Genomic DNA, 21,807 nt, shown 5'->3' with positions numbered 1-21,807 from the left:
GAGATGAAAAACGGTTATAAAATTTTAATATCGATCTTAGTTTTAGGATCTGTAGGATATTTAGCGTATACAACAATACAAAAAGGAATAATAATGAATAATGAAACATATATAGTTATAGCGCCCGATGGACAAGAGTTGAAATTTGATAAAAATACAAATTTGCTTATCCCTAATAATAAAGCCTACAAGTCTATTAGAACAAGGCAAGACTATTTAGAAATCCAGTCAAAATACTTACTAGACGCTAGAGACATCCTAAACTCCTCCCCATATAAAGACTATAAACCAAGCTACTTTAATCCAAACCCTAACGAATACGGACAAACAGAGTATCTATCGTTTGAGCCTTGGTATAAGCTAAGCTTTAAACCTAATTCTAAAGAAATATCTCCTTGGACTAAAAAAGAAAAAGCATACTATGAAAGCTTAAAAGATAAAAGAGATAGATATATCTATCTAGTAAAAAGAAGTAATCTAAAATGCTCTATGCTTGAAATACCTGATGACGCTATAGGAAGAGTAGACGAAAAAGGAAGACTAACTAAACCGGAATACAAAGATATTTACGATACGGTGGAGAGAAACGTTAATACCCTTAAATCGGATTTATTCATAGGGGAGTGGGGTATATGTTCCGGAATACTAGGTAATCCCCTGGCATTTGGAAACGGAAGTTTAGGGGGATTTAAAGCAAGAGAATTCCAGGCTTTATTCTTAGCTGCTCAGTTAGGAGAAGTAAAAGCCTTAAGGGTATTATCTGATTGTTTTAAATACTATACGTATGCGGTAGGACTAAACAAAAACCTATCCCGTTCATTAGAATTCCAAGCCCTATATAAAAACCCTCCTTTAGACGAGTACGGTATGATACCTTATCTAGACGAGATAGTAGGGAGTGATTTTATTATGGATTTTAATAGGGGAGGGGTAATCTTGGATCCTATAGCTGACACCATGAATCATCTAAGAATGCAGGTTGAAGAAGGCAAACTGCTTGATCCAAGAGATATAGATGCAAATGAAGCGACTAGGGAAGAGTTTATGAAATATGCCAAAGAAACTCTGTTTGATTTTCAAGCCCCTTATGATGTGGCTGAGCCTGATGTGCAAGAATACAAACAGCTTATTCTAAATAGAGACAGCGGGATTCTCGAATCTAAAATAATGTCCCTAACTCCTCCCGAAGGTTATCCTAACGCACCGTATTATAATACCCCAGAAGAACTAAAAAGAATGTATGAATCGGGTAAACTGGATAAAAGACTAAATCCTTTAACTCCTGCTATGTATAAACCTAGCTTCCCAAAAGATCTAAAAGATAAGATAGAAGAGTATGCTAAAGAGCATAATATTAAGGATTAGGTAGATTGGGCAGTAGTAGCTTTATGGACTATACGCAAAGAAGAGAAATTTACGAGATGTATAAAGAAGCTCAAACCAGAGGTAAAAGTATGGCCAATATGGAATCTGCTATAGATAGCTACAACGAAGCTATGGAAATACTCCAAGACTTTAAAGAAGGAAACTTTAATACGGATACTACCGATAAAGAGTCTAAGGTAGATAATAAAGCAAGAAGACTACTGCAAGCCTTAGACGTAATAGGCAAGAATAATATCAAAGGGCTTTATGTGGGGTGTAAGGAATATTATGAATATAAAAACAGTGCAGTAAAAGAACGCCCTAAACAAACACCTCCCCGCCTAGTAGGCAGACTAGCCACCACCATAATAATGGAAGATGGACTATTTATAGGATAAGAGATGAAAAACGGTTATAAAATTTTAATATCGATCTTAGTTTTAGGATCTGTAGGATATTTAGCGTATACAACAATACAAAAAGGAATAATAATGAATAATGAAACTTATATAGTTATAGCACCAAACGGCATGAAAATACCGTTTGATAAAAATACAAATTTATCAGTATCAGAGTTGGATCACGGGGCAGACACCCAATCAATAAAAGAACACTCCCAAATGCTCCTCTCTGCTAGAGACATCCTAAACTCCTCCCCATATAAAGACTATAAACCAAGCTACTTTAATCCAAACCCTAACGAATACGGACAAACAGAGTATCTATCGTTTGAGCCTTGGTATAAGCTAAGCTTTAAACCTAATTCTAAAGAAATATCTCCTTGGACTAAAAAAGAAAAAGCATACTATGAAAGCTTAAAGGATAAAAGAGATAGATATATCTATCTAGTAAAAAGAAGTAATCTAAAATGCTCTATGCTTGAAATACCTGATGACGCTATAGCAAGAGTAGACGAAAAAGGAAGACTAACTAAACCGGAATACAAAGATATTTACGATACGGTGGAGAGAAATAAAAATACTTTAAAATCAAATTTGTTTATAGGGGAGTGGAATATATGCGCAGGGATATTAGGCGACGTTAAAGCCTTTGGAAGCGGAGGAGTAGGAGGATTTAAAGCAAGGAAATTTCAAAGAGCATTTTTAGCCGCTCAGTTAGGAGAAGTAAAAGCTTTAAAGTATTTATCCGATGCTTTTCAATACTACACTTACAATATAGGACTAAACAAAAACCTATCCCGTTCATTAGAATTCCAAGCCCTATATAAAAACCCTCCTTTAGACGAGTACGGTATGATACCTTATCTAGACGAGATAGTAGGGAGTGATTTTATTATGGATTTTAATAGAATGGGGGTGGCTTTTGACCCAGAAGGGACTACTCATCAATTTTTGAGAGATGAAATAGAGGAAGGTAGGTTACTTGACCCTAGAGATATAGACGCAAATGAAAAAACAAGAGAGGAATTTATAAAATATCTAGATAATGAATTACCGTATTTTACAAATAGATTCGATAAAAAAGGCTTTCCAAAAGAAATGACCGCTAAAGACATCTCCCTCTACATCGACTCCACCCTGCTAGAATCCAAAATAATGTCCCTAACTCCTCCCGAAGGTTATCCTAACGCACCGTACTATAATACCCCAGAAGAACTAAAAAGAATGTATGAATCGGGTAAACTGGATAAAAGACTAAATCCTTTAACTCCTGCTATGTATAAACCTAGCTTCCCAAAAGATCTAAAAGATAAGATAGAAGAGTATGCTAAAGAGCATAATATTAAGGATTAGGTATTAAGCAAGCCCGTTAAACGAGCTTGCTTAAATTTATATAGTATTATTTTTTTGAGATATAGCTTTCTAGAGCCTTTAGTACTAAATATTCAAAGGACTCTTTTTTTTCCTGAGTACTTTTGGTAATAGACCCGGATAGGTACTTAAAAAACGAATTGTTTTCGACTATATCATACATATGGGAGTATAACTCCTTGCATACTAGCTGCAATAAGACGGAGTTGATTAGCTTTGTAGAGTCGGTTAGGCGTATGGTGGAGAGTATGGCTTCCAGATCGGCTACGCTTAGAGTGGCGGAATTTGACTCTATCGTGTTTGGCGCGATTTCGTTTCTAAGTTGACCCAGTAGTTTTTGCGTTAGATCGTTTAATGTTTGCGAAGATATCATGTTTTGCGTAAAAGGTTTTGGAGCATATGCGGGATTTGGCTCGGTCGCCTTTGCAGGAGAGTCGTTTTTGATATAAAATTCGTCATCTTCTTTCGGAAATATATTGATATCAGGTTGCTCTTTAAAATCAACATTTAAAAGCTTACCTCTAGGCTCAAGGCGCACATCGTCAAGCTTGTCGAAACTAGGGGTATTTTCTATTAGTTTTTGCGTTTTAGCAGCATATTCTTCTAGTTTTGAGGGATTTATAAACATGAGTTTTAAGCTCCCTACCCTAAACACGTCCCCCTCATTAACAACCGTTTCGTAGTCGCTTGCGATCTTTGAAAAAGAATCGGCGTAAAATATATCGCAGTTTTCATATGAAGATATCGTAAAAAATCCCTCTTCATAACCTATGCGTGCATGCCTGGCGAGTATGGCTCCATCTGAATCTTGACATCTAAAGGTTACGCCGCTATCGCTTCCTATATCGCCGCCGTTTTCATCAAAGATATAAAATTTAGACGAGTAGTTTGCGGCATTTTCTAAATTCTGTATAGTAACGGCTATTTGCTCCATAATCTTCCTTAATTTAAAATATTTTTAGGCAACTTAAATGAAGATATATTTCTTAAAAGTTCCATCAGTTCGGCATTATTAGGCGTTACGTCAAATCCGAAGTAGTATTTTTCTTGCGGATTAAGATAAAGAGAATATTTACCCTGCTCAGAGTTATAGCTTGAATTTCGCAAAAGCCTATGCCATGCCCACTCTCCGCTAAACGTTTTTTGCTCGATTTTATTACCGTTTTGAAATTTGGCCGCAAATTTGATCTGCGAGGAGGTATCAAAATCTTTAGGCGTTATGTGAAGACTTGAAGGCAACGTATGATCGTAGGTTATGCTTTTATCATTTACCGACGAAACGTTGATGTTGCTAAAATCCGCCGATAAATCAATGGCTTTAATATAGAAGTTGATTTTAATCTCGTCGTTTAGATCAAGCATGGTATTTGCTATATTGTCTATCACGGATATGTTTTCTAAGAAACTCTTGCTAAATTTAAAATCTTTCGCATACGCCGATTTTACTCTGTAGCCGTTTGTCCCTTTGGTTAAAATTTTCTTTAAAAATCTATCGTAAAACTGATTCCAAGCCCCGTTTTTCCCGAAAAAAGCTTTAAATGATTGTATACTAACGGACTGTGCCGCCGTCTCGTCAAATGGGTAAAACGGCATTATTTCGTTTGCGTAAAGGCTGTAAATTTCATCCTGCCATGCCGTATTTAATAGAGTAGAGGCTCCCGACTCTACCTGCTTCCAAGACAGCTTAGATACTTGCTGATAGTAGTTCATAAGCTCTTTAGGTAGCATTTTTGAGTCGTTATTTAAAACTATAAACGGGTCGTTTTCATTTTTGACGCCGCCCATTACATAAGTTATTTTGTCATTTTCGCTTTGTAACATCTCATAGTTAAAGTCGAGGATTTTTTTATGGATTTTAGATACATCGTCGCTTATGGTATTTAGTATGCCGTTTTCTTTCGAGCTATCGTTTAGCGTATGGTACGGGCTAAAATCAGAGCTAAAATTTGAAAATAGTTTTCTAATCTCGGTAGAAGGATAGCCAAGACTGTATATGTATTTTAAGAAAGTTTCGTCGGTTAGAATAGTATTTGCATTTAGCGTATCTACAAGCGAATTTACCGGATTTTTAACTTTCGATAATATCTCTAGTTCATCTAAAGTCTCTTTTCTGGAGTTAAATTTTTTAGGCGTTATGCCGCTTATCACGGTCATCCATCTGGAACGGTATTTTTGTAAATACAGCCTAGCTATGCCTAAGCGCAGAGCCGATTTATCTTCGTTTGCATCAAGTACGCTTGCTTGTTTGTTTTGAAATAGCCATTTTTCGATATTCGCCGAGTCGTCTATGTAGGAGCTTAGATTTGATAAGAACTGCCTCATGCCCTCTTTGGTATAAATTTTATTAAACGGCTCAAAGGCGTTGCTGTTTTCGATAACGCCGTTAATTCCGGAAATTTCTTTTTTTATATCGTAAAATTCTTTTTCATTTTTATAAGATATAAATTCCAAAAGAGAATATAGCCTTTCCAATCTTTCTACTTTTACAAGTTTGTCATTGGCTACTTTGATAGAATTTAAATTTTGAGGTATATCTTTTAAATCGGCATTTAATACGCTATCGACGTGTGATAAAAAATCGTTTTGATTTACGTTGTATTTTTCAAATTTAGCCCAATTTGTCTTGATCCAAATTTTAAACAAATTAGCATTTATAAAATCTTTATCAAACAACGATTGGTACATATAAAAGGCTTTTATGAGATTGTCCGGGTTTGTCTCGGTCTCTAACATATTTTCCATCTCGACAAGAATGGTATTTTTAAGAAAATCTATCGTTAGCTCCGTATACAAGTCTTTGGCGGACTTAAAACCTTTGTAGGATATATCCAAAAGAGGATATTCAAATTTAGTATCCCCCGAAAATAGTCTAGGGTATATTTTTAGGGCGTCTTTTAGATTGCGTAATAATTCTATCTTTTGAGTAGGGGTATAGTCTTTGTATCTTTGGCCGTCAAGTAGTGTGGATACCGAAAGCATAGCATTCTGCGCCTCTAGCTCTTTTGCCGATTTTAGTCCTAGAAAATGGCTGCATGCAAAGTAAGTGGCGGTACAAATAAAAACTATTAATGCGTAATTTAAAATTTTCGCGCTTAGGCTTGTATTTAAATTAGGGTTTACCAGGTGACCTTTAAAAACAATATCTTTTAGTAGCGATTTAACAAAATAGCTTTGCTTGCTATAGTTATTAAAGGCTCTAACTAACGGCTTTTTCACACCGTATCTATCGCACACCGTATTTACTAGATAGTTTATAGGTACGTTTTCTTGAAATGCGCTAACAAAGTAAACGCCTTTGATCGGCGAACTGTTTTTCAATGAATTTTCATCTTTTAATTTTAAGGCAAAGTCGCTTACGAGCGCAAACAGATTGTCTAGTTGTTTTAAGAATAAATAAGAGCGTTTTTTATCTTCAAGGGAGTGAGAAAGCGAGTTTTTACTCATTATGTTGTAAAGTAGCGAACGGCTTAGCTCTTTAAAATCATTATCTAGCTCGTCTTTATTAAAGCTATTTGGCAAGCTGAGTCCAAAAGCTTTATTTGCGACATCGTCTTTAAAAAGCTTAAAGTAATCACCCATACCTTCGACTAGGTCGAGTTTGCTAAATACCACATAAATGGGAAATTTTATTTTCAAGCTATTTTCGCAGTCGTTTACTCTTTTTACCATGTATCTTATTAGATCATTTGAGTACTCTTTCGGATTTTCTAAAAACTGTTGAGTATCCACTATTAAAATAGCGCCGCCTAACTTAGAGTGAAAAATATTTTTATTTAAGAAATTTAAAAACTCTTTCCATATGTTCTTTTTTAGGAGAAAGTCTTTGTTTTTTTCTACGTCATCCTCTGGAAGCTCGTCTGTTGAAGATGGATTAAATAAAACTTCTTGAGCAAAATGAATGCCTTCGGTATCTATAAGAGCTCCGCTCTTTGATATGTAAAGATTAAAATTGGTCGTACTTTGATGTATTTTTTTGTATGTATCAAGGCTATCTCCAAGCGGGTATTCTATATTAGAATAATTAATGAAAGCACTTTTGCCAGCTCTTTCATTTCCTATTATCATAACAAGCGGTATTTTTTTAAATTTTATATCGTTTTTCCAAGTATTTTTTGCATCTTTTACGGATATAAAAAAATTTCTTTTAGCTTTATTTACGGATTCGTTTGATATCTTTTTTATCTCTTTTATTTGCTGTCTTTTATCGTCTTTTATAGAAGAGAAAAATTTGATCGTTGCACGCAAGGCGAAAATAACGAATGCAATTAGCCAAAAAATGCAAAGAGCTATTATCCTAGATGATGTGTTTGCAAAAATATATACATCGCTAAAAGCAATATCTGGGCTATACCGCCAAAACAGAATACTAATCGCAATAAGCGATATAAAAATAGAAACGCCTTTTATTTTAAAAATACTAAGAATTCTAGATATTAACGAGAGAGACAACTTTACCACCGATCCAAGATTTGATTAAATAATTATTTTATTATATCACAACTTCTTAAAATTTAAAACGAATGCTTAATTTGGATTTATGAAATATCAGGAGTATAACCTAAAAAACATCAGATAAGAGTATTTTTTGTTTTTTCCTATTATGGAGCCGTAGCCTAGTTTGCTATGAGAGTCGTCCCCTAGCTTAAGATTCATTTTAGGGGAATATTTTATGTTTATATATAAATCCACGGCAAATTCGTTATTTGTAAGAAAAATCACGCCTTCTTTGAGTTTGTCGTATTTTTGCCCCTTTGGAAAATATTTAATTGCTTCGTCGTAATTTATGCCCTTTATATAAATAGCCATTTTACTTTGATAGTCCAGCGCTTTCTTGCCCAGTATAAAATTTTTACTTAAGCGGTTGTTTAGTTTACCTAGATGGCTTCGTTGCTTTGGCTCTATAACTACCTGATGAGGGATATTTTCCAATATGAAAAGTTTATTTTTAAGATTAAAGTTATATTCTAATACCCTTTGTATTTGTAGTTTCGGTCTCCTTAAGCTTAGTAGTAGCGGCGCAAACGGTAGATAAGACCTGGCCACCTCTTTGTCGTCTATGCCTAAAATATTAAATAATATAGTTGAAATTCTATCGCTAAAATCTTTCTTAAAAGATTTGGGATAATTTTGCATGGATACGCTCTCAAAAAATATCCATAGCAAATAATTATTAAAAAAGTCAAAAAATAATTTCCAATTTTCGTTATCGCTTCTTGAAAATTTATCTAGCATATAGCTTGGTAGCTGTGAAGAGCTGCCATATAGCCCCATAAAATTTACCATTATTTCTAGAAAATTTTTCTTTTCTTCATTGTTTGGCCTAACATATTCTATTTCTTTATTGGGATGGCCTAGTTTTGAGCTATTTCTTAAAACGATATCGTTTTTGTCGTAGTCGTTTAAGGCTTTTTTGATAAGTCTATAAAAAGAAGTTTGCCCGGTTAATTTCACAGTAGCGCTTTATTGCCGCTATGAAGCGGGTAGTCTATCGTTATTTTACTTTGGGTGCATTTTACTTTCAGCTCGCAAAATGAATTTATGGAAGCAAAGCTGGCTAGAAATTTAGATAAAACCAGCCCTGCGATATAAACTTCGCCTATGCTATAAAATTTGCTTTCGTCCATATAAAATATACATAATGTGCCTTTTTTCGTCATGTGTCCGTCTATTCTATAAATGGATTTAGTCTTTATGTCTTGTAGCGAGCTTGCCAAAATTTTAGATATCGGGCTATCGCCAAATGAAAAGGCATCTAATACGGCTAGGAATGATTTTTTTTCTAGTATGGTTCGATAACTAAAAGACAATATGGATACGAGTCGCCAAAGTAAATTTCCGTCTATATTCACTTTTTGCATAGATGTGGGGACTGTAATATTTTTTGTATTAATTTCCGGCTGGGCGGGAAAGTCGTTTATTTCTGATATCTTAAGCTTGGATGGTAAATTCCCGTTGCAACATATAGTTTCTACGGTTATGGTTTGCTCCTTCTGAGAGTCGGAAAAAAACGAGATCTCTTTGAATAAATTTGAGCTGCCGTCTCTCCTGTCGCTTAAAGAGTAAAAATCATCTATATTTTCGCCGTTAAAAAAATTAAATCGTTCAAAACTTTTGTAGTTTTTTAACACTCTTCTACCAGTATCACTATTATGAGCAACTACTTTAGTGACTTGAACTATATTGTAAGCGTCGATCTTTGCTCTATCTAAAAAAATCCTATAACCGTTTTTATTGTTGTTATTTAATATAGGCTCCGCGCTCATATCGAATAAATTTATGGCTGGGGTAGAAGATAAGGAAAAGTGCTCAACTCTTGGAAAATAGCCGTTTGGAAGGCTTCTATCAAACACGAATTCGATCGTAAAATTTCTAGAGCCGGAAGATTTTAGCACGTCCAAATTTTTTATCGATATAAAATTAAATTTATACGGCATAAAAAATAGTTCCTGCAAAAGAGCAAATGCCTCAAAACCGAAATCTTCATAATCAAGAAGTTTGTCGTCAAGCCCTAATACTTCGAGCGATGAAGTAGGTATGCTAAAAGTTTCTCCGCTATCGGTACAAAATACGATAATTTTTTTTAGATATGTTTTCATCCACATAACTAGCGTAGAAGACATATATACGTCGTTGCCTAGATATAAATTAATGCGGTTCAAACCAATATCTGACAGGCTTATTTCATCCTTTGTGATACTTAATTCTAATTTTAAAACATAATCGCTTTTGTTATTGTCTAGATACGTTTTATTTATCTTTAAAGGATACAAAAATACGTCATATGCTGTTTTAAATTTGCATTTTACATCATTAATTGTCCTGGAAACGACGACCGAGCCTTTGGGTATGACTGCGCTATTTTTTTTGCTATCGCTTTTTAAAGAAAATTCTTGAATACATACCGAAGGTACAGGATTGGTATAGTTTGGCGATACGATATTTATTAGGGATTCGGCTATTAGCGGTATATTCTCATCGAGCTCCTGATGAATTTTAGATGTAAGTATGGCTACGTTTTCTATGATTCTTTCGACATCGGGATCTTTGCTGTCCGTATTTAAAAATGGTGCTACTTTTGGAAATTTTTCTATAAAAAGCTCTCTCATTTCACGAAGATAGGCCATTTCTTTATGAAAATACAATATGTTGTTTTCGTTTTTTTTCATCACAAAACCTCGCAATACCTATTGTTACGAAAAGTTACTTTTATGGCAAATTCCTTAAAGGCATCCTTTTGCCTAGTATATCTTATATCAAAGGTTAATTGCCACGGCTTTAATGAATCGTCGTAATCTATGGCAACTATATTAATTCTATTTTCATATTTTTGAATGAGACTATATATTTCTTTTCCCATTAACTGGCAGAGTTCTTGCGAATCAATATTTAAAAAAGACATATCCGGTAGGCTTGAGCCTTGTATGGTTATACAGTCGTCAAATTTGGAATTTAATAGTATGCTTATATTTTCTTTTATATCGTTTAAAATATCTTGGCGATAGGGATTGTCTGCGTTTTCTTCATTTAATGTATGTAAAACCCTATCGCTTAATGACATAGTCCGCCTAAATTTATTCTTTGTCTAGTTTTCCGACCAGCGATAGCTCAAAATTAGCGCCCATAAATTTAAAGTGCGGTCTAGCTAGTAGCTCTATTTTGTACCAGCCAGGCTCGCCCGGAATATCGTTTACATTTATTTTAGCGCTTCTAAACGGTCTTCTGCTCCTTACGTCTGCAGGCGGATTTTCTTGATCGGAAATGTACTGCCTTAGCCACTCGTTTAAACCGCGCTCCACATCTGCTCTTTCCTTCCACGTACCTATTTCCTCGCGCTGTAAAACTTTGAGATAATGGGCTAGGCGAGATATTAAAAATATATAAGGTAGCTGCGTGCCTAACCTAAAATTTGTTTCAGCTTGTTTTCCTTCCGGAGTATTTGGGAAAATTTTAGGTTTGAGGGCCGAATTTGCAGAAAAAAATGCGGCATTATTGCTGTCTCTACGTAAAGTAAGAGTAATAAATCCGTTTTCGGAAAGCTCGTACTCCCTTCTATCTGTTATCAAGACTTCAGTTGGTATTTTTGCTTGCACGCTACCGTAGTTTTCATAAAGATAGGTAGGCAGATCCTTGACCGCTCCGCCGCCTTTTGGACCTATTATATTTCCGCACCATCTAAAATCGGCGAAACTCTCCGTAAGTCTTGTGGCAAACGTATATGCCGAATTGCCCCAAAGTAAGTGCTCGTGAGAGCCTTCTACGTTTTCTCTATAGTTAAAACTTTTTATAGGATTATCCTCCGGTAAATAAGGCGAACGAGTTAAAAACCTGGTTGCTAGTAAGCCCACGTATTTTGCATCCTCGTTTTCCCTAAAGGTTCTCCATCTGGTGTATTGAGGGCCTTCAAGCATACTTTTCATGTCTTTTATATTTTCTAGCTCGGCATAGTTTTCTAGCCCAAAGAATTTTGAGGATAAAGATGTTAGAAACGGAGAGTGGCTCATTGCGGCGATAGAGGACATCTTGTTTAAAAACGTCATATCGGTATTGGTTTTGTCAAGCTCGTAATCGCCTATAATCGCCCCTATCGGCTCTCCGCCGAACTGGCCGTATTCATGGGAGTAAACCTGCTTATACATTACGCTTTGCGTGATATCCAAATTCGAATCAAAATCCTCAAGAGCTTCTTCTTTGGTTATGTCGGAGAGGACAATTTTGATATTTTCGTTAAAATTTGTTCTCTCTACTAAAAAGCGGATACCTCTCCATGTCGACTCGAGTTTTTGGAAATCTTTATTGTGAAGCACTTCATCCATTTGCTTTGACAAAAGGTCGTCTATGTGGGCTATCATTTCATCGAGAGCAAGTTTATTTATCTTCTCTTCCGGGTTTTGGGACGTTACTATATTTGAGATAAATTCCGCTACGCCCTTTTTTACTATACTATAGCTTTCGTCGTCTTTGGAGTACTTGCTTTTTTCCATAATACTTTCGATAATAGGCGTTTTAACTTTTACTTCTTGCATTTTACTTCCTCATTTTACGTCTTGAGAGTCTTTTATTTCTAAAAGAAGCTCTTGTTTTGTTTTCTTGTCTTTTAATGCATCCAAAACTGCTTTTCTGAAATCAGGAATATTTCCCATCGGACCTTTTAGCGACACCAGCGCTTTTCTTAGTTCCAAAAGTTGATTTATTTCAGGAATTTGTTTTGCTATGTTATCCGGAGAGAAGTCTTTCATATTTGATATTTTAAGCTCTACGTTGATCTCATCTGAGCCCAAGCCCAACTTATTCTCTACGGTAAAATTTGTTTTTATATCCATTTTTTGCATTACTTGGTCGAAATTGATTTTATTTATGGACACTACCTCTCGCTCTTCAAGCGGAGTGTCGTTATAGCCGGTCAGGTTTGCCATAACCATAAGTTTAAGCGGTAGCTCTACATCGGCCTCTTGGTTATTCGTTTTGGTTTTATACGTTATATTTATACGTTCTTTAGGTGCAACGGAGTTTTCGGCCATATTGTGTCCTTAGTTTGAATTTAAAATTAATTCCTAGATTATATTTAAAAAAATATTAAATACTATTTAAGTATTTTATCGGTTTACAGTTTTAAAATGATTTCGCTTCTTCATATATATCGGAAAGATACTCTTTTAGTTCGGTATTTTCTATAAAATTTACTATTTGAGCGTATATGGTTTTTGCGTTGCTTTTCATGCCTTTGTCGGAAAAGGCACTCGCCATTAAAAGCATAGAGTTTAAATTTTCTCTCGAGTTGTTGGTTGTATTTTTGGCATTTATGTCTATTAAAATTTCATTTATATCTAAATCATTGATATTTTTGTCGGAAGTATTTTTTGGTTTAGTATTCTTTTGGCTCATAAAAAAATCAAAAGTTTCTTTAGGACACATGTCTTCCGAATTTTGAAATTTTAATTTTCGTATATCTATATGGTTGTTTAAAAATACGGCAGTTTGTTCTGATATATAATTTTCTATGAAAAATAGATTGTTTTTTCTTAAAAATTTACAAAATATCATTAAACCGTCTATCCAAAAAGGATTTAAGACCAAATTTCGTATAAAAAGTATTAAATTTTCTAAATTCAGCGATTCAATATTTTTAATGTTTATAATCAAATTTTGATCAGGATATCTAACTGGCGAGATAAAATCGCTGTTTGTAGGCAAAGCCTTAATTCTGCCCCATAGCGCTTGCATAAAAATAGCATATGCGTTTATGTTTTGTAAGTCATCCTTAAGAAGCTCAAGAGATAAATTTACAAAAAAGTCTCTATATTCCCTATCATTGATGGCTTTAATATCCGTATGAGTTGCAAAATTCAAAGAAAGCGTAGCATGCGTATTACTTTGAGGCTGGTTGGCGATTTGTGTATGCGACGGTTGTACATTTTCAGATTCGGATTGCTTTGACGAGTAAGCCGAGATATCGATATTTACAAATTTATGATCTATAATTTTTTCTAGTTCGTTTAGTAAAAAGACCATGGAGTCTACAAAATTTTGAGGACAATTCAAATTTTGTTTATTCAATTCTTCTATAAAACCGTCCAATGAATTAATAAAAATTTTTCTTTTTATAGCTAGTAGTTTTTCCGTTTGGCCAAGCCTTTGCGGATCATCTTTGAATACTTCTAAAAAAAATTCTAAAACGTCTTTCAGAATTTCATAGTTTTTGGGGAAATTTATATTCGTAGCCGCTATGCACAAAAAGCTAAAAAATTTCGTATCGAGAGAGAATGATTGTAAAATTTGATAAGAACAATCAAAAACCCTATCCCATTTTATGGTTTCGTGAGCTAGTGTTTTGTATTTAGACATCTCGTCTTGCAGCTCATCCAAAAAAATATCATTGGAAAAATTGTTATTCAACTCATAATATAACTGCATTTAAAACCCCTATATATTTAAAATCTGATAGCTATTATTAGTTAAAATCATAAAATTATTTACCTTAATAGTATTTTAAATTTACTTTGATATACTTGTACAGATATACTATTCAAGGTTATTAGTTATGTTTAAAAAAGCGCTTTTAGCAACTATTTTTATGATATTTATGGTAGGTTGTGGTCAGATACAAGTTGGCATAAACAATATGCCTAACTCAAACTTAAATAATCGCGGCGATAATGTTCCAATAACTGTTATAGTTTATCAGTTAAGCGATATTAAGAAGTTTGAAGAGGCTACCGAGATGGATCTTATTGCAAAAGAAAACGAAGTACTAGGAAGAGATAAGATTGACTCCATTAAACTTCAAATTCAACCAAATGCCAATGCGTCTATCGTGAAAATAGACAAAGAAAACGTTCCTTATGTAGGTGTATTGGTACTTTATGCCGATCAAGGAAAAACTAAAATAAAGGAGTTCAAAAAGACTTCAGACATAAAAGAGGATTATTTAATATTTAGCATATCGGACAAGGATATAAAAGCTCTAGGAGCAAAATCCTTAGTAGTAAAAGAATAAACGAAAGCTTGTGCAGATATGGCTGAAAATTTAAAAGTCGTTTGGTATAATGGAATGAGTGTCGATAAGATTCACTTTGAGCAGCAAGAAAGGTATCTTGAGAGAAATATAAATTTAAAAACTATATCTTCTTTTTCCAACCTTTACGGTGTTTTGGATATTCAAATTTCAAGCGAGCTACTAGAGCAAGGGAAAATAGGACTAAGAAGAATTTCTGCTATCGTTCAAGACGGATCTGTATTTAACGCCCCAGATGAAGATGAGCTCCCCGAGCCTCTAGAGGTAGAGTTTGATTCATTGTCCTCGTCCATAATAGTTTTGAAAATACCTATGAGTAATTTAGTAGTCGACGTTAGTCTCCAAAATAGCATAACAAGCTCTAAATTTAAAGCAACCAGAGCCATTATTAGCTCCAAAGTTCATGATGATGCTAGTGTCGATGTGCTAAATGATTTGAGCGATGAAGAAGAGTATCTACTGGGATCGGCCTTTGATCAGGATAAAGAAAGCATCGTTCTTGCTAGTCTTAAAACCAGTTTGGGCGTTTTGGGCAGCAAGACCCCGTATGAGCTAGAGATTCCGGTTTGTAAAATACAAAATATCAGCTCAAGTAGACAAATAAAGTTAGACGATAAATTTATTCCGACCTGCCTTGATATAAGCAAGCATCCGTTTATAAGGCAATTTATCGATGAGATGATATATTCGACAAGACAACATAAGCAGACTTTTTTAGGCATATTTAAGGGCATAGATCAATCAAAAAACACTCTTGATTTTACTACTTATTTGACCTTAAATATGCTAAAAAAATGGAGTCTTAACTTTGCATCTATAGCAAATAGGCAAAAAATTCATCCTGAATTTTTATATGAGAAGCTAGTTGATTTTCAGGCTGATTTGACCGCCTTGAGCAACGACGATAGTTTTAGCGATTTTATAGCTTATAAACATGACGATCTAAGCACTACTTTTTCTCTACTTATTAACAACATAAGGCTGTTATTTTCCAAAGTCATCTCCCCAAAATATGTCATGGCGCGCATCGCGTCAAATGCTCACGGCTTTTTTGATTGTATGTTTGATAACGCTGGTATTATTGAAAAAGGCGAGCTATTTTTGGCTGTTAGCTCTAATGTTAATAGCGATTATTTACTTAAGAATTTTAAAGAACAGTGCAAGATTCATACTCAATCTAGCATTAAAAATATAGTGGCATCCCAGCTTAACGGTCTTAATATCGAGCAGGTTTCAATCATTCCAACCACTCTTCCAAGATTAAACGGGTATGTTTATTATAGACTAGACAAGAATGACAAGCTATTCAAGTCTTTTATAGGCGAGAATATTATCAGTGTATATGTCACAAATAATATAACTAACCCGGATATAAAAATGTGGGCTATACTATAAAATTTTAAAGGCCTATAGGTGCAAAGTAAAGATAATTCATTTTCTATATTGTTTGAAAGTCGACTTCAAGGGCTGGGGACAAATCAGGCCCTAGATCATGTCTTGCCGCTTTTGCTTCTTGCTAATAGAATGTCAAAGATACAAAATATTTCACAAGAGCAAATGGTTGGTTTAAAAGAGAAATTAACCAATGATATACTTAGCATAAGCTCAAAACTGGCTAGTCTTAGAATTTATGATGAAGACGATATTACTAGGCTCAGATACTGCGTCTGCGTCTTTATAGATGAAAGTCTTATGAAAAATGAACTTTTTATGAATAGTTTTTGGGCAAATAATACTCTTACTATTAGACTATTTAACGAAAATTTAGGTGGAAATAAATTTTTTGGTATAATGGAAAAATGGTTTGAAAACCCCATGAAAAACAAAGATCTTTTGGAGGTTGTTTATGCTTGTTTAACTCTTGGGTATAGGGGCAAATACGACCTTGAGAATGATTGTAACGAAAAGATCGGATATCTTTGTGAAAGTATAGCATCAGCTATTGCCCCTTTGATAGGCAGCGATGAAGATACGTTATTTAAAAAAGCCTATAGTCCTTCTAAACCTGACAATATACTTAAAAATTTACTTTTGGTGGAACTAGAACTCTTGTGATACTGATGGCTATAGTGGCGGTCGCGCTTTCATTTATGTACTCAATATATAGCCTGGATAAGGAAAACATAAAAAATAATACAAGCATTAATAATAAAATCGACGCTTTTATGAGAGATTCTAATACCAAAATATAGTTAGCTTTATTGTATTATACAAATTTGTATGACGTTTTTATATACATCAAGAGCCATGGCCAAAAATTAATTTAGTTCTATTAAACTTAAATTTTATGAAACATAGCTAAATTTAAAATGTAAATACAAATTTATATTTTATTTTTGAAGCTATATTATAAATTCTACGTATTCGCCTCACTACATCCGTTTCTTTTTGTATATTATTGCAACGTGCGTATATAGTTTTTAGCCGAAATAGCCAAGAATGCCGAACGAGAAATGCCGAGCTCTTTTGCTGTGGTATCTATCTCTTGCATTATGTTTTCTTTCATAGTAATAGCATAGCTTTTTGTTTTAATACTAAGCGACCTAGGCTCTATTATTTCTTCATTATCTGATAGCATTTCGACCAACGCGTCTTTAAATGCGCTTTTTAAATCGCTTATAGCTTCGGCTTCGTTATTTCCAGCGCCTTTTATATATTCATACTCTTTGTAGTAGGCATAATAGTAAAACGTATCGTCAAAGTTTTTATCCTTTACGACGATTGCGACATAGGGTAAATTTAGGTAGTAGTTTAAATCTTTTTTCATTTGTCTTCCTTTGAGTCTGCGTAAATTTCAAGCACGTCTTTGACGTAGCAAATTTTCATAGGCTTTTGCTTAGGCAAGGTTAGCGTCGGCGCGTTTTTCTTACGAAACACGAAATGAGAACCGCCGCTATTTTTACATTCATAGCCTAGGCCGATTAAAATTTTATGCAAATCATCAAAACTAACGTCTTTTGGACTTTCTTTTAATTTTTTGATTAGCTTACTCGAAATCGACATCCTTGCTCCAATTTACTATAAATAAAAATACATATTCAATATATAGTTATTATATCATAATAACATATAACTGTCAAACACTCTACATCACCCTTTTCATCTCTTTCTTGACCATATCACCCGTAGCGTCGGCGTATATCATAGTAGTCTGTATCTTTTTGTGCCTAAGAGCCTTTTGGATAACGCCCAAATTCGTATTTTTCTCAACCATATTCATAGCAAATGAGTGCCTTAATATATGGCAACCTCTTTTATTTACTATGCCACACTTTCTGTATATGCGAGCTAGTAAAGAATACGCATTTTGCCTAGAAATAGGTTTATTTTCAAGACCGCCAGTAAAGATGTAGCTGTCGATATCGCTACGTTCTAGTAAATAAGTAAATTCAGATTCTATATAGCTTTTCGCGATATAAGCCGTTTGATACTCTCCGCCTTTTGCTAGTATATTTATATCATAAAATTCTCCGTCGTCGCTCTCTTGAAAATCGCTAAATTTTAAATTTAATGCCTCGCTTATTCTAAGTCCGCTTTTTAACATTAGCTTTATTAAGAGTGAATCTCTATAATTTTTGTTATATCTATACTCGGGTTTTTTAACGAGCCTATTTTCTATGTAATCTAAAATTTTATCCCTCTCACTCTCTTTCATAAAATTTTCAAGCTTGCTCGTCTTTTTCTTTGCAATCTTGTAGTTATCTAGTATTTTTTCTAAATCTATAAGCATATCGTTATTATTAGTAATATACTTAAAGAAAATCTTTAAGATAGTTAAATAACTAAGCTTTGTTGAGCTTGATATACTTTTACTTTTATTAATAGCCTTTTTCTTTTGTTTTTTCTTATATAGTTCATCTAACCATATAAAGTAGTCTGTTATATGCTTTTGACTTAGATTATTAAATGTAATTATGTCATTATTCTCATAACAAAACTCCACAAAGCCGTCAAGACAATTTTTATACGTGTTAATCGTATTAATGCTCTTGTCTGCTATTTTATTATACGAAATGAAGTTATCGCGGTAGTTTGCCATCTCGTCCGCAAAGTCTAGTTTTTCGTCATTTTTCATAAATTCCTCTCTTTATTTTACATAATTGGTTATTATGTAAAATATTTTTTAAGATTTATCACAAGGATAAATTTTCTAAAAGCTCTTATTTTTAAATACTATTATGTAAATAGTTTAGAATATTATATCACAATAGCTAAATTTGTCAAGTAATAATTATATAACTAGGTATTATTGATAGCAATAAGCTATAAAGCGTATATTATATTGACCTATTTCAATATATTAGCTATAATACACTATATTAAGGATTAAATATGGATATTAATAACAACGATAAACAAAAAAATATTAATAATGCCTTAAATGCGTATAATATAACCAATGAAAATATATTTTGCGATGAGTCGTATAAGAATAAAAAATGGATATGGCAACACCATAACTATCCAAATTTTATTTATAATAAGGTAGATACTGTTGGGATAATTAAGGAGATAGAAAAAAAATCATACTATATTAAGTAATATAGTAAATAAAATAAATAAAAATGATTTTTTACAAGCTCAAATCAGCTCATTGGAAAACGAGATTATAAACTCATCGCTTATTGAAGGCGAAATACTCGATAGAGCAAGCGTTCGCTCATCGATAAAAAAGAAACTAGACGAAAAGTTTGACGGCTTGGCCGATACTAGCTCGACTAGACAAACCGATAATTTAATATCGATATTAATAGACGCAAATTTAAATAAAGCGCCTATGAGTATCGAAAGATTGCACGGTTGGCATAATGCTATATTTGAGAGTGGATATAGCGGTTTATTTAAAATCAAAGTAGCTCAATTTAGAGATAGCCAAATACAAGTTGTTTCTGGGGCAATGACGCGCGAAAAGATTCATTATGAAGCTGTTCCGCCAAAACATATTGAAAAATATATGAAGTTATTTTTGGATTTTATTAATAATAGTCAAGAAAACGCTTATGTAAAAAGTGCGATAGCTCATCTATGGTTTGTAGTTATACATCCATACGATGACGGCAACGGTAGAATAACAAGGGCGTTGGCGGACTATTGCTTGCCGAATAATAATATTAAATTGTATTCTATTTCTAGCATTATTCAAAGCAACAAAAAAGCTTATTACGAGAAGCTAGAACAGACGACCAAACTTGTGAGTAATCCAAATTGTGATTTTACGGCGTGGATTAAATGGCATTTAGAAATGACGAACCGTGCCATCAAAGATAGTATCAATCTTATAAAGAATATTGCCTTTAAGACCGATTTTTGGGATAAATTTAGAACTTGTAATTTAAACAAGACCCAACAAAAAGTCCTAAACAAAGTATTGGACGTCGGCGTTAGCAACTTTGACGGCGGTATAGATATCGCCAAATTTGCATCTATTGCTAAAATCAGCAAAGATATGGCTAAAAAAGAAATTGACGAGCTTGTAAAATTCGGTTATTTAAAAATAAAAGAAAACAGGAATAGTTATCTTTTAAGTAATGATAGTAATACCGACTTAAAACATAGCTATATCGACAATGAAAACGAAGATAGCAAGTTAAAAATACAATACAAGTAAAGGAGTAAAAATGAGATCAAATATAGGTTTTAAATCTTAAAGGCGGTTTAGCTATGGAAAAATTTTCTTCGCTTGAAATTTTACTATATGAAAAGAGAAATCATATAAAAAACGGTTTTTATCATTTAAACCAGATAGTTTTTGCATACAATTCTAATCATATTGAGGGCAGTAGATTAAGCAAGGAGCAGACTAGGCATATTTATGAGACAAGCTCCTTTTTTTCGGAAAAAGACGGCGAAGAGATAAAAATAAACGATATATTAGAAACCAGAAATCATTTTAAGGCATTTGACTTTATATTAGAAAAAATTCACGAGCCTATCACGCAAGATTTTTTAAAAGAGCTTCATAGAATTTTAAAGAATGGGACTAGCGATGATGTAATAGGCGACTATAAGAAAACAGCAAATTATATAGGGGATTTTTCAACTACTAAACCAAAACAAGTTGTGCAAGAGATAGAAAGGCTACTTAGTGAATATACTATAAAAACTAATATAGACATAAAAGATATTATAGATTTTCATTATAAATTTGAAAGAATACATCCATTTGAAGATGGTAATGGTAGAATTGGTAGGTTAATAATGTTTAAAGAGTGCCTTAAAAATGGCATTACCCCTTTTATAATAGATGTAGAGCATCAGGCATTTTACTATCGTGGGCTTAAAAATTATGAGAACCAAAAGGGATTTTTAATAGATACTTGTTTGTCTTGCCAAGATGAATATGAGGCTATTTTAAAAGACTATATTGATGGTGCAAGCATTGATTTGAATGAAGCATATTCTACACTTGAAAAAGTTATGTCAGGATTTGGGACAAAAATAGATGGAGAGGCTTAAAAATTTCCCAGAAAAAAGTTCAAAAGTGTAAATTTAGGCTTTTTAGCTTTAAAATTTAAAAGAGTAAAGAGATAAGAAATGGACGATCAAAAGAAACTATATATATTTGCAGGTGTAAATGGCGCAGGTAAATCTACATTTTATATTAACCAGCTTGAAGTAGATTCTGTCATCTATGGTGCAAGGATAAATTCTGATGAAATCGTTAGAGAATTTGGCGACTGGCAAAATCCCAAAGATCAAAATAGAGCTGGTAGGCTTGCATTAAAGCTAAGAAAGTCTTACATTAAGCGAGGGATAGATTTTAATATAGAAACTACTCTTAGCGGGCATAGTATAGTTAAATTTATAAATGAAGCCAAAGAGGCTGGCTACTATATTACCCTTTATTATGTTGGCTTAAATAGCATCGAACTCTCAAAACAACGAGTGGCCATAAGAGCAGCAAGAAACGGACACTCCATTGATGAAGCAACGCTTGAAAGGCGTTTTTCACAAAGCTTTGAAAATTTAGCCCACATTATCCCAATATGCGATGTGATTTATTTTTTTGATAATAGTGAATTGATCGAGGATAGAGAAAAACAAAAGTTTTCAAATTTAAATTTTATCGCTAAAAAGCAAGATGGCACAATCACCCTTTATTCGCCCAATAAAATAGAATGGTTTGAAAACGTTATAAAAACAGTAAATTAAACAACA

General features: G+C 33.6%; 21 protein-coding genes. 10 read left to right on the top strand and 11 right to left on the bottom strand.

The window, feature by feature from the left end:
• Positions 1 to 3: 3 nt before the first annotated feature.
• The 3 genes from EE116_RS11850 to EE116_RS11840 are packed head-to-tail and all read left to right on the top strand — an operon-like array spanning position 4 to position 3,119.
• On the top strand, positions 4 to 1,365 hold the full coding sequence (locus EE116_RS11850) for a thioredoxin reductase (protein WP_122874669.1): 1,362 nt from the start codon (positions 4 to 6) through the stop codon (positions 1,363 to 1,365).
• Positions 1,366 to 1,388: 23 nt separating this feature from the next.
• Positions 1,389 to 1,763 (top strand): hypothetical protein, encoded by a 375-nt coding sequence (locus EE116_RS11845; protein ID WP_206159280.1) that lies wholly within the window; start codon positions 1,389 to 1,391, stop codon positions 1,761 to 1,763.
• Positions 1,764 to 1,766: 3 nt separating this feature from the next.
• The gene (locus tag EE116_RS11840) at positions 1,767 to 3,119 is read left to right on the top strand and encodes a thioredoxin reductase (protein WP_122874668.1); all 1,353 of its coding nucleotides are present in this window, start codon (positions 1,767 to 1,769) and stop codon (positions 3,117 to 3,119) included.
• 46 nt (positions 3,120 to 3,165) lie between these two features.
• Here EE116_RS11840 and EE116_RS11835 read toward each other — a convergent pair whose 3' ends face one another.
• The 8 genes from EE116_RS11835 to EE116_RS11800 form a co-directional block, all read right to left on the bottom strand.
• Positions 3,166 to 4,071: a hypothetical protein gene (locus EE116_RS11835; protein WP_122874667.1), complete on the bottom strand. Its 906-nt coding sequence runs from the start codon at positions 4,069 to 4,071 to the stop codon at positions 3,166 to 3,168.
• A gap of 8 nt (positions 4,072 to 4,079) precedes the next feature.
• On the bottom strand, positions 4,080 to 7,595 hold the full coding sequence (gene tssM, locus EE116_RS11830) for a type VI secretion system membrane subunit TssM (RefSeq protein WP_122874666.1): 3,516 nt from the start codon (positions 7,593 to 7,595) through the stop codon (positions 4,080 to 4,082).
• An 87-nt stretch (positions 7,596 to 7,682) separates the two neighbouring features.
• Positions 7,683 to 8,588, bottom strand: a complete 906-nt coding sequence (locus EE116_RS11825; RefSeq protein WP_122874665.1) for a type VI secretion system baseplate subunit TssG — start codon at positions 8,586 to 8,588, stop codon at positions 7,683 to 7,685.
• Positions 8,585 to 10,303 carry a type VI secretion system baseplate subunit TssF gene (gene tssF / locus EE116_RS11820; protein WP_122874664.1) on the bottom strand — a complete coding sequence of 573 codons (1,719 nt, stop codon included), beginning with the start codon at positions 10,301 to 10,303 and terminating at the stop codon, positions 8,585 to 8,587. The genes EE116_RS11825 and tssF overlap by 4 nt, the downstream gene beginning before the upstream one ends.
• Positions 10,303 to 10,695 (bottom strand): GPW/gp25 family protein, encoded by a 393-nt coding sequence (locus tag EE116_RS11815; RefSeq protein WP_122874663.1) that lies wholly within the window; start codon positions 10,693 to 10,695, stop codon positions 10,303 to 10,305. The genes tssF and EE116_RS11815 overlap by 1 nt, the downstream gene beginning before the upstream one ends.
• 13 nt (positions 10,696 to 10,708) lie before the next feature.
• Complete coding sequence (gene tssC, locus EE116_RS11810; protein ID WP_122874662.1) at positions 10,709 to 12,160, bottom strand: type VI secretion system contractile sheath large subunit; 1,452 nt, start codon at positions 12,158 to 12,160, stop codon at positions 10,709 to 10,711.
• Positions 12,161 to 12,169: 9 nt separating this feature from the next.
• On the bottom strand, positions 12,170 to 12,655 hold the full coding sequence (gene tssB / locus EE116_RS11805; RefSeq protein WP_122874661.1) for a type VI secretion system contractile sheath small subunit: 486 nt from the start codon (positions 12,653 to 12,655) through the stop codon (positions 12,170 to 12,172).
• Positions 12,656 to 12,746: 91 nt separating this feature from the next.
• The gene (locus EE116_RS11800; protein ID WP_122874660.1) at positions 12,747 to 14,048 is read right to left on the bottom strand and encodes a type VI secretion system domain-containing protein; all 1,302 of its coding nucleotides are present in this window, start codon (positions 14,046 to 14,048) and stop codon (positions 12,747 to 12,749) included.
• A 127-nt stretch (positions 14,049 to 14,175) separates the two neighbouring features.
• On the opposite strand from EE116_RS11800, the gene tssJ reads away from it, so the two are divergent.
• Genes tssJ through icmH form a run of 3 tightly spaced genes read left to right on the top strand, consistent with a single transcriptional unit; the run spans position 14,176 to position 16,704 of the window.
• The gene (gene tssJ, locus EE116_RS11795) at positions 14,176 to 14,631 is read left to right on the top strand and encodes a type VI secretion system lipoprotein TssJ (RefSeq protein WP_122874659.1); all 456 of its coding nucleotides are present in this window, start codon (positions 14,176 to 14,178) and stop codon (positions 14,629 to 14,631) included.
• 18 nt (positions 14,632 to 14,649) lie between these two features.
• Complete coding sequence (gene tssK, locus EE116_RS11790; protein WP_122874658.1) at positions 14,650 to 16,044, top strand: type VI secretion system baseplate subunit TssK; 1,395 nt, start codon at positions 14,650 to 14,652, stop codon at positions 16,042 to 16,044.
• Positions 16,045 to 16,062: 18 nt separating this feature from the next.
• Entirely contained in the window at positions 16,063 to 16,704 is a 642-nt protein-coding gene (icmH, locus tag EE116_RS11785; protein ID WP_206159279.1) for a type IVB secretion system protein IcmH/DotU, read from the top strand.
• 340 nt (positions 16,705 to 17,044) lie between these two features.
• On the opposite strand, the gene EE116_RS11780 is transcribed toward icmH, so the two are convergent.
• The 3 genes from EE116_RS11780 to EE116_RS11770 form a co-directional block, all read right to left on the bottom strand.
• Positions 17,045 to 17,416 carry a type II toxin-antitoxin system HicB family antitoxin gene (locus tag EE116_RS11780; RefSeq protein WP_122874657.1) on the bottom strand — a complete coding sequence of 124 codons (372 nt, stop codon included), beginning with the start codon at positions 17,414 to 17,416 and terminating at the stop codon, positions 17,045 to 17,047.
• Positions 17,413 to 17,652: a type II toxin-antitoxin system HicA family toxin gene (locus EE116_RS11775; RefSeq protein WP_122874656.1), complete on the bottom strand. Its 240-nt coding sequence runs from the start codon at positions 17,650 to 17,652 to the stop codon at positions 17,413 to 17,415. Before EE116_RS11775 ends, EE116_RS11780 begins: the two co-directional genes overlap by 4 nt.
• An 82-nt stretch (positions 17,653 to 17,734) precedes the next feature.
• The gene (locus EE116_RS11770) at positions 17,735 to 18,724 is read right to left on the bottom strand and encodes a tyrosine-type recombinase/integrase (protein WP_122874655.1); all 990 of its coding nucleotides are present in this window, start codon (positions 18,722 to 18,724) and stop codon (positions 17,735 to 17,737) included.
• A gap of 257 nt (positions 18,725 to 18,981) precedes the next feature.
• Between EE116_RS11770 and EE116_RS11765 the strand changes: the two genes are divergently transcribed.
• From EE116_RS11765 to EE116_RS11750, 4 genes are all read left to right on the top strand, one after another.
• Positions 18,982 to 19,191: a hypothetical protein gene (locus EE116_RS11765; protein WP_122874654.1), complete on the top strand. Its 210-nt coding sequence runs from the start codon at positions 18,982 to 18,984 to the stop codon at positions 19,189 to 19,191.
• Positions 19,181 to 20,257: a Fic family protein gene (locus tag EE116_RS11760; protein ID WP_338120547.1), complete on the top strand. Its 1,077-nt coding sequence runs from the start codon at positions 19,181 to 19,183 to the stop codon at positions 20,255 to 20,257. Before EE116_RS11765 ends, EE116_RS11760 begins: the two co-directional genes overlap by 11 nt.
• A gap of 53 nt (positions 20,258 to 20,310) precedes the next feature.
• Entirely contained in the window at positions 20,311 to 21,105 is a 795-nt protein-coding gene (locus EE116_RS11755; protein ID WP_122874652.1) for a Fic family protein, read from the top strand.
• 78 nt (positions 21,106 to 21,183) lie between these two features.
• A complete protein-coding gene (locus EE116_RS11750; protein WP_122874651.1) occupies positions 21,184 to 21,801 on the top strand; it encodes an ATPase in 618 nt (205 codons plus the stop codon).
• Positions 21,802 to 21,807: the final 6 nt, after the last annotated feature.

The sequence above is a fragment of the Campylobacter showae genome (assembly GCF_900573985.1).
Lineage (GTDB): Bacteria > Campylobacterota > Campylobacteria > Campylobacterales > Campylobacteraceae > Campylobacter_A > Campylobacter_A showae_E.
This window is presented reverse-complemented; position numbering and strand designations above follow the sequence as displayed.